Source organism: Synechococcus sp. WH 8016 (assembly GCF_000230675.1).
Classification (GTDB): domain Bacteria; phylum Cyanobacteriota; class Cyanobacteriia; order PCC-6307; family Cyanobiaceae; genus Synechococcus_C.
Map to the genome: position 1 here is coordinate 21,404 of NZ_AGIK01000001.1, position 13,085 is coordinate 34,488.

The following is a 13,085-nucleotide window of genomic DNA, read 5'->3' on the forward strand; positions in this document are numbered from 1 at the left end:
GTTTGCCCATGAGAGCTAGAGCTTCAAGGTCGTGGCATGCGGATTGAGAAAGTTGAACAGGTTGCTGCCTTGATCATTACGGCTGGCCTCGTGCTCGGAAATTTTGTGATGTTCACTCCCTGGAGGAATGACCAAGACCCTCGCAATCGTCCAGATCCTGCCCTTCCAACACAGCCTGATCGACCTTGACCCCAGCTGATGATTGAATTTTTCAGTGGATTGCAGGGGTTGTTTTGATTCCGCTTCTCAGGGATTGGCTCTTGGAATTTGTCTCTGACCCAAAGGCTTTATGCTGAGATGCCATTGAGCCTTTGATTTTGGGAGATTACACAGTCGCCATCCTTGCAACCATTGGCCTTGTGATCGTTTTTACTGTTCCCGTTGTCTGGCAGTTTTTACAACCTAATGACGACAATTTTGGTGATATTAGTAAAAAGCCAAAGCAATAGTTGTGTGTCGTTGTTTTAGCCGCGTTGCTTGCTTAATTTTCTTCTGTGGAGTCGTTTAATCGTCTCTCTTCGGGTGTTAGATATTCTTTGATGATAGGAGACTCTTCACCAGCTTCTAATGCCTTGATATCTCGCTCGATATTTTCAATAAAAAGTTTGTTTCCATTGGCTTTAGCAATGACAAGCACTTTGTTCAATTGCTCTAGCAGTTGCTCGTAATCGCTCATTGATCTTTTTGTGGCTACAGCTGATGGTTGATGATCGTTTGGCTTCAGAGCAGCTATCACCACAGCCTCCCAGTCTTGGACGGTTTTGTTGGTTTGGCAATGCGCCTTAACACCGATGCCAGTTGGTGGTTGTTGGCTCAAAATGTTGAGATGAGATCGGAGACGCTTTGACAGACGACACTCCACCTGAGTCTTCAGCAGAAGCAAGCTGACTTCAGCTGTCACCTTCAACAGTCTCACCAAGACAGAGAAGGAGGGCATGTTGAGGATTGGTACCAACTTTTGCTAGTCGTCTTTTCGATGGGGAGAGCTAGCTCCCCTACGTTTCTGAAATTTGGAGAATCTTCATGTCCAAAGCTGCTGTTTCCGTTTTCCAGGCTCAGCCTTCACTGATGTCCGTCGATGCGGCATCCGAATGCCGTCTGCGCAATGATCGTCAGAGCTATTTTTCGATCACCAGAAGCCTGGTTCAAGCTCAGTTCAAGCTCGATGACCGCGAGTTGTCTCGACGCTTGTGGCAGGAAGTGGCCGACCGAGATCTTGATGTGAGTCGGATTATCAATTTGATGTATGGCTGTTGGTTTCACCAGGATGAGGATGAAATGATTGAGGTTGATAACCGTCACCTTTCATTATTTGTTGACTAGCTTGATGCTTTAAGCACCAATCAAGCCTTTTGTGTGATGGCTTTAAAGTGTCTCGCCTTATTGGCAGCGCTTTAAGGCTTTGTCATGGTGATAGCTATCCATTCGTTTGCAGAATGAGTGGTTTGGTGGTGTGATTTGACTTGTCCGTTCATTCATTGGGAAAGTCTGTTCCCCTTATCTCATTGGCTTTGTGATAGTGCTTGGCCTTGTTTTGCCATGGCTGTGCAATGTTATGCAGCACAGGCGCTGCAAGCTTGAATCCAAGGCGGAAAGGTAGAAGAAAGGATAAATCCCTATTGATTAGGTTTTAATATAAGCATTGGATTCCCAAGGCTTGTGAATCCTAACCTTGCATATTTTGATTGATCAAGACTATTCTTTTGTATTGTTTATGTTTTTACCTGCTGGTTGTATGTTTGCAGCTTGACTTTGTCCGTTGTTTGGCTGTCTAGCGATCTCTTTGTCTGCTACGCACACTTTTGCTGATGAAGAGATTGAGATTGTGTGGCTGCATAGCGCCGTCCTGCCTTATGGGCCTCGCCCACTGTCCTGAAGTTTCCAACGTGGTCGTAATGCACTCCATTGGTGGTGGCAGAGACTGAATAAAGGCTCGAAGTGACCTTTTGTACGCACCAATGCATGAAACAGGATGGAGCCTTCTCGAGCGACTTCATGTCCTTTGCTCTATCGAATGTGTTGAAAGTAAGATAGTATTGGGTCTTTAACGCTGCTCCTTCACGAAAATCCATTTTATTTAAGTTTTTCTTTAGGATTGTGTTGAACAGTGTTGGTTGTTCGTGCTTTTGGCTCTTGTTCGCCAAAACCGACTCGCTTCAATTGGTTCCATGACTCATTGTTGTTGCTGAGGATTTTTCTATGGCTCTTGATCAACTCAAAGCTTTTCTCGTCAAGATGCAGGACGACGAGGCGCTTAAATCCACCGTTCTCTCGGCTTCAACAGCGGATGATGTAGCCAAAATTGCTGCCAAATTAGGTTATGAGTTCTCTGGAGATGAGTTATTACGCCAATCTGGGAAAAAAGTGGGTCGCGTGACAGTCTCTAAACAAGAAACTCCCGGTGAATACAATTAGTTTGAAAGGCTGAGTTGTCTCTATTTGTAGCCTGCCGGGTGTTGCTGAGGTGTTCTTTGAACCGATATTCTTCCAAATAGGATATCAGATTTCTTTTGTCTTGATTATTCGATTGGTTCTCGATCAATACTGATCTCAAATTCTATTCCGAATCGATGGGCGGTTTCTCTAAATCGTTTTGCTAGCTCTATAAAGAGTTTTTTAACCAATTCGTCGTCAAACTCATAGATTTCTAGATTTGCCGTTTTTGACATTGCTTGGAGATCTTCAACCAGTTTTTCTACTCTGGTTGAAAAGACTTTCCCAAACCGTGCTCGTTTCTCCGTTGACGAATTAAAATCCGGCACATTTGTCATGGTGTGGCCCCATCCTTACCGTTGCTCTATCGCTATTTTTGCATGCCATCTCTTCATGCAAAAGAATTCTCGGATTATTTTTGACCACCATTCCAGTCCGATGAGAAGCGATGCTTTGTTCGACTGGAATGATCATTGATGCGTTTGTATAAATCTATCTCATCTGTGTGGTTTCCATATGTTTGATGAGATCAATACATTTGCAGCTATAGGCCCATTCATTGTCGTACCAGGCAACAAGCTTCATGAATCGGTCGTTGAGTGCCATTCCTGCACCTGCATCAAAGACGGATGTTGCACTATCTCCGAGCAGGTCATTGGACACCACCTGGTCGTTGGTGTAGCCGAGAATTCCTCTCAACTCCCCTTCTGCAGCTGCTTTCATGGCAGCTTTGACTTCTTCATAGCTGGTTGATTTTTCCAGATTCACTGTGAGATCAACCACTGATACATCAGGTGTAGGCACCCTGAATGCCATCCCTGTAAGTTTTCCGTTCAGCTCAGGAATCACCCTTCCAACAGCTTTGGCGGCTCCAGTAGAACTAGGAATAATGCTTTGACCAGCTCCGCGACCCCCTCTCCAGTCTTTGAGAGATGGACTGTCCACGGGTTTTTGTGTGGCAGTTGTTGCGTGGACTGTTGTCATCAATCCACTAACGATTCCAAAATTGTCATTGACAACTTTGGCTAATGGGGCAAGGCAGTTTGTCGTGCAGCTTGCATTCGATACGATCTCCTCGCCTTGGTAGTTTTTGTGGTTTACACCCATCACAAACATGGGTGTTTCATCTTTTGATGGTGCGCTCATCACGACGCGTTTTGCCCCAGCATCAATATGTGCTCTCGCCTTATCGTCCGTAAGAAAAAATCCTGTGCTTTCCAGCACGTAATCGGCACCGATATCCCCCCATCTCAGTTCCTTCGGGTCTCTTTCAGCAGAAATACGGATTGATTTACCGTTAACGATCAAATTTTTATTTTCTACTCTTACGTCGCCTTGGAATTGTCGATGCGTTGAATCGTATCGGAGTAGATAGGCGAGGTAATCAACGTCGATCAAATCGTTGACTGCTACCACCTCAACATCATCCATGGATACGGCTTGGCGAAAAGCCAGGCGACCAATGCGTCCAAACCCATTAATACCAATACGGATGGTCATGGGCGGTAACCCTAAAAACTAGTTATAGGACCTGTGCATCGTTCTGCATGTCTGTATTTGAGGATGCTCACATGTGATTGAGTATTAACACTCAGATTTCGTGTTTCGTGTGTTGTCTTTTTGACTTTAGAGATTGCAGGGTTGGTTTGATGTTACAAGGACTTCATCGCCAAGGTTGATGTTTTTGATGAGTTTATTGAGATCCTTGTTGTTCATATTGATGCAACCACCTGTTACGCGTTGTCCGATACGTTTCTCATCATTCGTTCCATGAATTGCAAAGCTATACCACCGGTAGATTCCGTCGTATTCGTTAAAGTTGAATGGCTGGGGTGTTGGTGGTACTGGGGTAAGGCTGATATATCCTGATCCATACTCACCAGTTTCCCCATCCCCTTTAAAGTCTATAGAGTTCATATTTTTGAACAGATTATTTGCTAGGTATTGTTTCGTTTTCCCGGATTTTTTGATCAGCGCTTCATCCATTTCGAATCTACCTTTGCTCATAATTGCATTCACTTTGAAGGTCCCCAGCGGAGTCACGCCTTCCTGAAATGTGCTGCCGATGCATCCAACGCCATTTTTCCCATAGCCCACGTCGAACACCATCTCTTTGCCATCGCTTTGAGCAATGCCTTTGCTTTCTTGTGGCTTGCTTTGGTTGAGTTTGATCTCGATTGATCCCTCGACTTGAGACGAGGCTTTGGTTGTTTTTGACTCTTGCATGCATCCTGAAAGCAGGAGAGCTGATGTTGTGACCATCAACATCTGTGCTACTCGCATGATCATTAGGCTGGTTGTTCACCTATCATGACGTGATTTCAATCATCTGCCTGCATCGATGGGCATGTTCTGAATGTTTTTGTTTTGAAGCTTCTGATTGCATCCGCATTTCTACTCGGTTTGTTGGCCTTCACGCAGTTTCTCGTTCGCCGAGGAATGTCGCGTGATGAGGATTAACTTTCTAGCTTGCCCATCGTTCGTTTGAAGCCTTTTTACGAAATGGTTTCGGCCGATGCAAATGGCCCGATGATAAGCCAAATTCACTTGCATCCATGGCCTTTCACCTTTTCGCAGTCGCCCCCCCTGCAACCTTCAGTTGGTCTCCAAAGGTGGGTCTCTTAATGGTGTTGTGCAATATCCTTGCTATCTATCTCGGAACAAAAATTTTTAAGGCTGGGGAGGGGACTCAACTACCTAATCCTAAATACTTTGGAGGATTGGGTTTAGAGGCTTTACTGGCTACAACCAGTCTTGGCCATGTCATTGGCTTTGGTGTCATTCTCGGCTTCGGTGCTGCCGGCTTGCTTTAGTTGTAGGTCTGTTGACTTGAATGCTGCCCTCAAAAGCGAGGGCAGCCGCCTTGGCTTATGCAGTTTTTCTTTGATACTTTTTTACAAGTCCAGCAATGAGGGCTAAGGCAAAGACACCTAGAAGCGCTAGCCCAAGCATTAGCTTTCCTCCGCTAAAGACCCCAGCGCCCAGGGCAACAATGGGTGGATCACTCAGTGCCACGCTGATGATGAGTGCTGGAGTAAATATCTTCCATTTGGTTCCGCCAAGGCCCGCTGCGTAACTCACAAAATCAAACAGACCTGTCATTAAAAGTCCTGTGAGGAAGAAAGGATTTCCTTCGATTTGTGACTGGTTAAAGCTTTCAATGCGTTTGCTTGCTTTCTCGCCTACGAGGGCTCGCACCGGTTTTTGTCCAAAGCGTTTGGCTACCAAAAATGCGATTTGGCAAAAAACTAGATCGGTAATGAAGATTGTGATCAGTCCTGTCTCAAACCCAAGCAGTGCGCCAGCAAGCAGTGAATACGCTGTGCTTGGTAAGGCTGGAAGCAGGATGCTGACTCCCCTGAGCGCCACAATCCCAAGTGGTGCCCATACACCCATGCCTTCGACCTGAGCACGCAGGGGTTCGAGAGCGTGGGTGTGGGCGAGATGGAGCACAACAATGGCCAGAGCTACAACAGCGCTGACGCCAATGATTTTGCGAAGTCGCTGCACGTATCGCTGATGGAGTTTGATCGTTGTTGACTCTTGCATTTTTTAATCGCGCATGAACCTTTTCGTTTCGATGTGGAATGAGTTGTTACAGCTTCTTTGTTATTGATTGCCTTTTTCTTGACTTAATCTCTTGCCCGCGATTCTTCTTTTAATCAACACTTCTTTTGTCTGTTTTTCTGGGTTTTCAAGTTCTTGCTTGTTTTCAGACCCCTGATGCGCCCTTTTCCGCTTGCTTTCGCTTGGCTCCTCCTCCTGATCCACAGGTTTTCTTTGGGATTGGCTTGATTTTGATTGCTTTGTCAGCGTTACCTTTCCGGCAAATGCCCCGTTCCTATGGATTCGATTGATCTCGAAGTGGTGAATGTTCTGGTTTTCCAGCAGCTTCTGGAGTCTGTCGAGAGCGAATCCTGGGCGGAGGCCACCATGGCCCTGTACAAGCTGTACGACATTGAGGCTGGTCAAACATTCTCTGATTTAGACGAGGAGGAGGAAGAAGAGCTCCTCCCAATGGCGGCCTGAATCGTTCAGCACTGTTGGGGCTGAGCCTGTTTCAGTAAGGGTTTGAACGCTGTCTCCCTTGTGAAGAAGGCAGCCGTCACAAAGGTGCAAAGACCACTGAGTGCCACCCAGATCGCTAAGTAGACGGGATTTCCGCTCGCCCTCGCAATCAGTACAGCCGCAATCAGCGGGGTGGTTCCACCAAACCAGCCTTCCGCAAGGTTGTAGGCCAAGGCTGTCCCCGTGCATCGCACTTCCGCGGGCATCAGCTCCACGTTGGCTGGGCCCTTGCCACCATCCACCACTGCAAGCGCCAGTGTGAATCCCAGTTCTCCACGAACGATCGATTGTGGGTCTTGGCTGTGAATCAGTTGGAGGAATGGAAGTGCCCCAATGCAGAGCAGGGCTGCCCCACCCATCAACATCGGTCTTCTGCCGATCCTGTCTGAGAGCCAGGCTGTGATCGGGTACAGCAGCAGCAAAACAGCCATCACATCCGTATTCAGGCTGAGAGCCACGCTGTCTGCGATCCCGTCCACGTCTTCGACGTAGGTCACTAAATAGACATAGACCGCATAGAAGCCAACGCTGCTGGCAATGTTCAGCGCCAACACCCTGAAGAATGCCGTTCGGTGGGCACCCAGGGTTGAGGAGAGTGGGGTTTTTGTTTTATTGGATGTGTTGTCTTCTCCGACGCCTTGGCGAATAATCACCCCCGTTAGGGCCACGACGGAGCCCATAGCAAAGGCCACGCGCCACCCCCAATCCCCCAGTTGCGTTTGTGTGAGGGTTCTCGTGAGGAGATCTCCAAAGGCTGAACCCATCAGCATCCCCAACACGGAACCCCAGAGTCCCCAGATGCAAAAGAAGCCCCGTTGTCGATCTGGAGCAGATTCGGCGAGGAAAATGATCGAGGTTGTGTATTCCCCCCCGGCTGAAATTCCCTGGAGGAGTCGTAGAAGCACCACGGCAATCGGCGCTGCAATTCCGATCTGGGCATGGGTGGGTAAAAAGGCCATCCCTACGGTTGGGATCGCCATGGCGATCACCGACAGGGTTAGGGCGCGGCGACGTCCTACCAAATCGCCGATGCGGCCATAGACAATTCCTCCAAGGGGGCGGACGATGAACCCGGCGGCAAACGCTCCGAAGGCACCAATCAGGGACGCCGTTGGGTTAGCTGAGGGAAAAAATTGTTGGCCAATCACCGTGGCGAAGTAGCCATAGAGGGCAAAGTCGTACCACTCCATCACGTTGCCGATCAGACCGGCGATTAAGACCCTTGCTCTGGATGGCGGTTTCGAACCATTCCCTTGTTCTTCCAGCATCAACACAGCCATCCCGAATCTCCAGATTGGACGACCGGGCACGTTTGAACTCACTTTGCTAAAGAGAGTTCAAACTCCCTCACGCTGATGTGTTTACTGGCTGCTTTGGGCCTATTCGTTCCAAGGTTGATTCTGATTCTTCTCTGGTTTGTGAATGCGCCCTTTGTGCTCGGACCCTTCAGCGGCTTACCTCTTCCAGATTTTGTTGCACCCTTGATTGGCTTGGTGATATTGCCAACCACCACCTTGGGGTACTGCTGGGCGAGTGCGTCCTATGGCGGAATTAGTTCGTTTAGTGGACTCCTCATTGTTGGTATTGGTTTGTTGATTGATTTTGGTTTGATCGGTGGCGGGAGAGGGATTGCCCGCCGTTAATCAAGCTCCTGAAAGCGGATTAGGGAGAGCCCAGCCCTTCAATGCATAGGGTGCTGGCTTTTGGTTGCCATGCCTTGATCAATCTGGCGTTGGCTTCGCACTGATCTCTTGAGGCTTGTGGAACTTTTTCTAGGGCCGCAGTGGTGCGATGAGCTCCATAGGTGGCCCAAGTGATGATCAGCCAAGTGATGGGTTCCATGAGGCGTTAAGTGAATTCTCCTTCCAGCTTGTCGTCTCGTGCTGCCCAATTGTGGACGTCTTCTTGGCTTTTGGTTTACACAAGGATGTCGTCTTCAATCAGCCAGCCTTTGAGGATCAGTTCTGCTTTTTTGGGTTTGACGTCTGCGGCTGGTACATCAACCATCAAAAACACACCATTGCGGTTGCAATAAAGCCGTCTGAGTCCAATCACGTGGGCGGCTCCTGCTTGTGCTCTTCCCATCTTGTTGAGGGTTGCCTGAATCTTTAGTAGCGGCTGAGACCAAGCACGAATCGTTCGAATGAATCAGCTGTCGCTGATGTCATGCAATCTGTCAATTAAGAGGTCAACATCGGTTGCATTCCCACCATCTTCAGCCCAGGCTTCGGGTTGAATTCTGTCTTGAATTTGTTGATTCAATCGTGTGGCGTTGCGCAGATTGAGCAGGGTTTGGTTGCTCGCTGTTTGGGTTGTGGTTGCACGTGTTTCGGTTGCCTGTGATGAGGATGCCTGTGTTGAGGATGCCTGTGTTGAGGTTGCCTGTGTTGAGCTTGCCGGCTTCTCTCCGACCAAGTGGCAAGCGACGCGCCGTGTGCTTCCGAGTTGGCGATGCTCCCACAGATACACCGCTTGCCAGGTGCCCAAGAGCAAGCGACCGTTTTGAACGCTAAGTGTCATGGTCTGACTGGTGAGGGCCGTTCGGATGTGAGCAGGCATGTCGTCGTCTCCTTCGTCGTCATGGAGATAACGCCGCCGTTGGCCTTGGGCGTCTGCTGGTCCTTTGCCGTCCTGTGGCACAACGGCCTCCATCCATGCGGCTAAATCCTTGAGCACGCGTGGATCGGCGTTTTCGTTGATCGTGAGGCTGCAGCTGGTGTGCAGACAGGTGAGGTGCAAAACCCCTTGCTCGATGTCCTTGCTTCCGAGCCAGGATTCAATGCGCTCGTTCAGTCGCGTGAACCCTTTCCCTTTGGTTGGGATCTCGAGTTGCGTCAAGGACTGGGCAAAGGCCATCGAGACTTGGTCCAGGGATATCTACGGTTTAGCGGTGTTGATTGTTTCTGGGCTTGCCGTGTGGGCTTCTAGTCCGAAAGGCTCGCCAGGCACTGGGATGACAACGCGTGGATCAGGCTGCTCTTTGATCGTCGCCCCTTGCAGGAGGGTGCTGATCAGTCCGCTGAAGGTCACGTCTCCACCCGTTGTACTGGCCAGCACCGTGCGGGGAGTGAAGCGTTGAATCAAGTCTGGAAGCACGCTGGCACCGGTAATGAAGTTACCGGCGAGTGGTAAGCCGAGGTCGATCACCGGCGTAATCACGGTATCGACAGGCCGGGAGGCCAGTTTGGGATCGAGCACGCCGTGGGGCTCGAGATACAACGACCCATCGGACCAATCAAGGAGGTAACCGTTTTCCACATTGGGCACCGCCGCGCCTGCTGTGGCCTCGATGCTGAGCCCCTTGATGGTGCAGGTTTCACCCGGTTTGAGGGTTTCAATCTGTTCAAAACCCAAACGGTTCACCACGTTTGCGGCAGCTGCAGAGCCCACCACAGGCAGGTCGCGCGGCAGCAGTTTCAGGCTTGGTTGGTGGCAATGATCAGCGAGTCCTTGGGTCAGCAGAAGCAGGTCAAGATTCTCCGGAACAGGCCAGGGGTGGGGCAGTTCGCCGCGCAACATCCAGGCTCCAGGTGGGAACACCAAGGGGCCACTGAGCCAGGGGTCGACGAGGACACGAAGATCAGCGATTTCCAAAAGCCAGCCATTGGCTCCGAAATACGTGGCTTGAGACCTCATGACTGCTCCGTGGGTGGGGTCTGCAGCGATTCATCGAGGCCAAGATCGATCTCGCCGATCCAAGCCACCATGGCCAAAAGGGCCAAAACGGAGCCGATTAGGGGAACCAAGCGGCGGGCTTTCATGAACGTTTTATCAGTGGCTGAACCGTAGAAGGGCGTTGGCTTGCTCCGTGAGTTAGGCGAGAACGGCGAGGGCAACTCCGCTCACCGCCAGGAGTGATGCACACACGCCAGCTGCTCGTGGATGGTCGCCTTCCGGTGCTGCAACCAATAAAGCCATCACGGGGGCCGTGCTGAGAACCGTGATGCCGATACCGAGGGGTAATTGCTTCAACACCACCTGCTGCAACACAATCCCAAAATTGGTGCCGAGCAGGGTGGCCAACAGCACTCTTGGCCAGCGCCTGTGGTTTGGGCGGGGCTTCGGGAACAGGGTGCGGATCCGCAGCCATGGCAGCAGGAGCAACAACCCTCCCAACAGGCGAGTGGCTGCGCTTTGCCATGCCGTGAGATCCGTGCTGATCAAAACGCTGCGGGAGACGGCTGCTCCGCTCACTCCACACAACACGGCGAGTAGCGCCAAGACAATCCCTTGCCACTGCACGCTCCGACTGCGATCGCGATCGCGCGTGCTGTCTGGTGGACTTTGACGCGCCACAAGCAAAACCGATAGGGACACCATGGCGGCGCCTACCCACGCTTGCCCTTGAATGCTTTCGCCCATCACGACGAGTCCGCCGAGGGCTGCGAGCAACGGTGCCAGAGCCTCAAGCGTGAGGGTGCGTCTTGTGCCAAGACGACGAAGGGCGGCCAGATAAAAGCTGTCTCCTAAGGAGATGCCGAGCCCACCGCTGATCAACAGCCAGAGCAGGGCTTGGCTCTCATCTGCCCATGGCAGGAACAAGAGCACCGGCAGCAACAGGGCACAGGCGATCGCGTTTTTCAGCCCGTTCAGTTCAAGAGCCGTCAGTGAGGTGGAGAGGCCACGCCAAAGGCTGCTTGCAAAGGTCCAAGCCAGCGCTGCGACCAACCCCGCGATAACGCCCATGTTTCAACTACCAATAGGGGTCTGTGGCGAATTCCACGCGAAGGGATCCGGAGCTTGAAGCCGGCACCGTGCTGATACAGGCACGCACCGTCTGACCATTCACTTCAATTTCACAGGCTCCACAACTGCCCCCGAGACAACCGGTTGGAATGTGGACGCCTGCCGCTTGCGCCGCCCCGAGCCAGTCATCACCTTTGGAGCACTGACTTTGGCTCCCGTTTGGCCATTGAATCGTGATGGCGGACTGTTGGTTCTCCATCGTGGATAGGGGCAAAACGGCACCCTTGGGCGGATGCAAAGCACGCTGGTTCATTCTTAATTTCACCCTAACGAGCCCTTGAGGGCAGCAGGCTTCAACCGTTTGGACGGTTGCTGAGCAGGGGGGCGAGCTGGATGTGTTGCTCGAAGGCATCAGCGAGGCGATCGAGCAGGGCATCTCGCTGACGGCTGTGATGTGGTTGATCCTCACGAAGGGGTGGTAATCCCTTGCGCTCTCTCAGCTGATTCAGCCACCGTCGGCGCCAAGGGCCACTCTCAAACACTCCATGCAGATAGGTGCCTGCCACAAGACCTCCTTGCTCGCCGATGGGATTGACCCAGCCAAGCTCTGCATCAAGGCAGAGCGTTTGGCAGGTTTCAGTCGCAGTGGTGCGGCCATGGTGCAGTTCAAATCCTTCGAGCTTGAGAGTGCTGCCTCCATTGGGCCAGCGGGCCACACTGCTGCGCTGCTTGAGGGCTTTGTCGGCGGAAAACAGCGTATGAAGCGGCAGGAGTCCTAGGCCTTGATGGTTGTTGGTTTGGGATGAGCCGCCTCCTTCAAGACCTTCCGGATCGCCCAATGTTTCGCCCAACATTTGCATCCCGCCGCAGATGCCAAAGACGTGTCCACCGTTGAAGGCGTAGGCGCAAAGAGCGTCCCCCAGGCCGCTGTGATGGATGGCGGCAAGATCGCGGAGGGTTTGTTTGCTGCCTGGGATCACAACGGCATCGGGTTTGCCAAGGTCTTCGCCCGGGGCGACCCAGCGCAGTTTCACGGATGGTTCGGTTTCGAGGGGATCGAGATCCGAGAAGTTGCTGAGGGAAGGCAGTTTGAGCACAGCAATCTCGAGGTCCGTGGGTCCTCGGGTGGGTTTTCGCTCAAGTAAGTCGAGGGAGTCTTCCGGTGGGAAGACATCGTTGAGCCATGGCATGACGCCAAGCACCGGCACTCCGGTGTGGTCTTCGAGCCAGGTTCTTCCTTCATCAAAAAGTTCTCGGCGCCCGCGAAAGCGGTTGATCAAGATCCCTTTCACCAGAGGGCGTTCCACAGGCCGAAGCAAGGCGAGGGTGCCAACGATTTGGGCAAACACGCCTCCCCGTTCGATGTCGGCAACGAGCAAGCAGTTGGCTCGCAGATATTGCGCCAGCCTCAGGTTGGTGAGGTCGCGTTTTTGCAGGTTCACCTCCACGGGACTGCCGGCACCTTCCAGCACCAACCGTCCATCGGGCCATTGCTGTTGCAGCTCGGCTAATCCGCTGCGAATCGCTTTCCAGCCTGGGCGAAACCAATCGCGGTAATAGTGTTCCGCTCTGGCGGTGCCGACGCTGTGGCCGGAGTGGATCACTTCGCTCGTGCTGTCGCCTTTCGGCTTGAGCAGCACTGGGTTCATGGCGCAGCAGGGTTCGAGTTTTGCGGCCCAGGCCTGCATCGCTTGGGAATAGGCCATTTCGCCTCCGGACGCATCCACCCAGGCGTTGTTGCTCATGTTTTGCCCTTTGAAGGGCAAGGGTTGCTCTCCATGTCGTTTCAGCACCCGGCAGAGAGCGGCTGTCATCAGGGTTTTGCCGGCACCACTCGAGGTGCCAAGCACCATCAGGGGGCGCTGCAAGGGAGCCAAGGAAACAACGGAGCCATCATT

At 51.8% G+C, this 13,085-nt stretch carries 21 protein-coding genes; 6 read left to right on the forward strand and 15 right to left on the reverse strand.

Going from position 1 to position 13,085, the window contains the following annotated elements; translation table 11 throughout:
* Positions 1-36 precede the first annotated feature (36 nt).
* Positions 37-189: a hypothetical protein gene (locus tag SYN8016DRAFT_RS15165; RefSeq protein WP_006852167.1), complete on the forward strand. Its 153-nt coding sequence runs from the start codon at positions 37-39 to the stop codon at positions 187-189.
* Between the two features lie 292 nt (positions 190-481).
* Here the strand turns inward: SYN8016DRAFT_RS15165 and SYN8016DRAFT_RS15660 are convergent, their stop codons facing one another.
* Entirely contained in the window at positions 482-937 is a 456-nt protein-coding gene (locus tag SYN8016DRAFT_RS15660; RefSeq protein ID WP_006852168.1) for a hypothetical protein, read from the reverse strand.
* 86 nt (positions 938-1,023) lie between these two features.
* Between SYN8016DRAFT_RS15660 and SYN8016DRAFT_RS00130 the strand changes: the two genes are divergently transcribed.
* Together SYN8016DRAFT_RS00130 and SYN8016DRAFT_RS00140 are read left to right on the forward strand one after the other, a co-directional pair.
* The gene (locus SYN8016DRAFT_RS00130) at positions 1,024-1,323 is read left to right on the forward strand and encodes a hypothetical protein (RefSeq protein WP_006852169.1); all 300 of its coding nucleotides are present in this window, start codon (positions 1,024-1,026) and stop codon (positions 1,321-1,323) included.
* An 876-nt stretch (positions 1,324-2,199) separates the two neighbouring features.
* Complete coding sequence (locus SYN8016DRAFT_RS00140) at positions 2,200-2,415, forward strand: Nif11-like leader peptide family natural product precursor (protein ID WP_006852170.1); 216 nt, start codon at positions 2,200-2,202, stop codon at positions 2,413-2,415.
* 104 nt (positions 2,416-2,519) lie between these two features.
* Here SYN8016DRAFT_RS00140 and SYN8016DRAFT_RS00145 read toward each other — a convergent pair whose 3' ends face one another.
* From SYN8016DRAFT_RS00145 to SYN8016DRAFT_RS00155, 3 genes are all read right to left on the reverse strand, one after another.
* Positions 2,520-2,771: an RNA polymerase-binding protein RpbA gene (locus tag SYN8016DRAFT_RS00145; RefSeq protein WP_006852171.1), complete on the reverse strand. Its 252-nt coding sequence runs from the start codon at positions 2,769-2,771 to the stop codon at positions 2,520-2,522.
* A gap of 154 nt (positions 2,772-2,925) precedes the next feature.
* On the reverse strand, positions 2,926-3,933 hold the full coding sequence (gap, locus tag SYN8016DRAFT_RS00150) for a type I glyceraldehyde-3-phosphate dehydrogenase (protein WP_006852172.1): 1,008 nt from the start codon (positions 3,931-3,933) through the stop codon (positions 2,926-2,928).
* A gap of 126 nt (positions 3,934-4,059) precedes the next feature.
* Entirely contained in the window at positions 4,060-4,701 is a 642-nt protein-coding gene (locus SYN8016DRAFT_RS00155; protein ID WP_253909748.1) for a L,D-transpeptidase, read from the reverse strand.
* 287 nt (positions 4,702-4,988) lie between these two features.
* Between SYN8016DRAFT_RS00155 and psaK the strand changes: the two genes are divergently transcribed.
* Positions 4,989-5,246, forward strand: a complete 258-nt coding sequence (psaK, locus tag SYN8016DRAFT_RS00160; RefSeq protein WP_006852174.1) for a photosystem I reaction center subunit PsaK — start codon at positions 4,989-4,991, stop codon at positions 5,244-5,246.
* 55 nt (positions 5,247-5,301) lie between these two features.
* Here psaK and SYN8016DRAFT_RS00165 read toward each other — a convergent pair whose 3' ends face one another.
* Positions 5,302-5,982 (reverse strand): TVP38/TMEM64 family protein, encoded by a 681-nt coding sequence (locus tag SYN8016DRAFT_RS00165; protein WP_006852175.1) that lies wholly within the window; start codon positions 5,980-5,982, stop codon positions 5,302-5,304.
* Between the two features lie 60 nt (positions 5,983-6,042).
* Positions 6,043-6,204, reverse strand: coding sequence for a hypothetical protein (locus SYN8016DRAFT_RS15170; RefSeq protein ID WP_159098276.1), 162 nt, complete (start codon positions 6,202-6,204; stop codon positions 6,043-6,045).
* 72 nt (positions 6,205-6,276) lie between these two features.
* Here SYN8016DRAFT_RS15170 and SYN8016DRAFT_RS00170 point away from each other — a divergent pair, with 72 nt between their 5' ends.
* On the forward strand, positions 6,277-6,462 hold the full coding sequence (locus SYN8016DRAFT_RS00170; RefSeq protein ID WP_006852176.1) for a hypothetical protein: 186 nt from the start codon (positions 6,277-6,279) through the stop codon (positions 6,460-6,462).
* A gap of 5 nt (positions 6,463-6,467) precedes the next feature.
* On the opposite strand, the gene SYN8016DRAFT_RS00175 is transcribed toward SYN8016DRAFT_RS00170, so the two are convergent.
* On the reverse strand, positions 6,468-7,781 hold the full coding sequence (locus tag SYN8016DRAFT_RS00175; RefSeq protein ID WP_006852177.1) for an MFS transporter: 1,314 nt from the start codon (positions 7,779-7,781) through the stop codon (positions 6,468-6,470).
* Positions 7,782-7,856: 75 nt separating this feature from the next.
* On the opposite strand from SYN8016DRAFT_RS00175, the gene SYN8016DRAFT_RS00180 reads away from it, so the two are divergent.
* Positions 7,857-8,144: a hypothetical protein gene (locus SYN8016DRAFT_RS00180; RefSeq protein WP_006852178.1), complete on the forward strand. Its 288-nt coding sequence runs from the start codon at positions 7,857-7,859 to the stop codon at positions 8,142-8,144.
* 19 nt (positions 8,145-8,163) lie between these two features.
* Here SYN8016DRAFT_RS00180 and SYN8016DRAFT_RS00185 read toward each other — a convergent pair whose 3' ends face one another.
* From SYN8016DRAFT_RS00185 to SYN8016DRAFT_RS00210, 8 genes are all read right to left on the reverse strand, one after another.
* On the reverse strand, positions 8,164-8,343 hold the full coding sequence (locus SYN8016DRAFT_RS00185) for a hypothetical protein (protein WP_006852179.1): 180 nt from the start codon (positions 8,341-8,343) through the stop codon (positions 8,164-8,166).
* A 75-nt stretch (positions 8,344-8,418) separates the two neighbouring features.
* Positions 8,419-8,586 carry a hypothetical protein gene (locus SYN8016DRAFT_RS15175; RefSeq protein WP_006852180.1) on the reverse strand — a complete coding sequence of 56 codons (168 nt, stop codon included), beginning with the start codon at positions 8,584-8,586 and terminating at the stop codon, positions 8,419-8,421.
* A gap of 63 nt (positions 8,587-8,649) precedes the next feature.
* Entirely contained in the window at positions 8,650-9,357 is a 708-nt protein-coding gene (locus SYN8016DRAFT_RS00190) for a secondary thiamine-phosphate synthase enzyme YjbQ (RefSeq protein WP_006852181.1), read from the reverse strand.
* Between the two features lie 21 nt (positions 9,358-9,378).
* The gene (locus tag SYN8016DRAFT_RS00195; protein ID WP_006852182.1) at positions 9,379-10,137 is read right to left on the reverse strand and encodes an MBL fold metallo-hydrolase; all 759 of its coding nucleotides are present in this window, start codon (positions 10,135-10,137) and stop codon (positions 9,379-9,381) included.
* Positions 10,134-10,262, reverse strand: a complete 129-nt coding sequence (locus SYN8016DRAFT_RS15895) for a hypothetical protein (RefSeq protein WP_006852183.1) — start codon at positions 10,260-10,262, stop codon at positions 10,134-10,136. Before SYN8016DRAFT_RS15895 ends, SYN8016DRAFT_RS00195 begins: the two co-directional genes overlap by 4 nt.
* A 52-nt stretch (positions 10,263-10,314) precedes the next feature.
* The gene (locus tag SYN8016DRAFT_RS00200; RefSeq protein WP_006852184.1) at positions 10,315-11,187 is read right to left on the reverse strand and encodes an EamA family transporter; all 873 of its coding nucleotides are present in this window, start codon (positions 11,185-11,187) and stop codon (positions 10,315-10,317) included.
* 7 nt (positions 11,188-11,194) lie between these two features.
* Complete coding sequence (locus SYN8016DRAFT_RS00205; protein WP_038013541.1) at positions 11,195-11,446, reverse strand: 2Fe-2S iron-sulfur cluster-binding protein; 252 nt, start codon at positions 11,444-11,446, stop codon at positions 11,195-11,197.
* Between the two features lie 94 nt (positions 11,447-11,540).
* Positions 11,541-13,040, reverse strand: a complete 1,500-nt coding sequence (locus tag SYN8016DRAFT_RS00210) for a cobyric acid synthase (RefSeq protein ID WP_006852186.1) — start codon at positions 13,038-13,040, stop codon at positions 11,541-11,543.
* Positions 13,041-13,085: the final 45 nt, after the last annotated feature.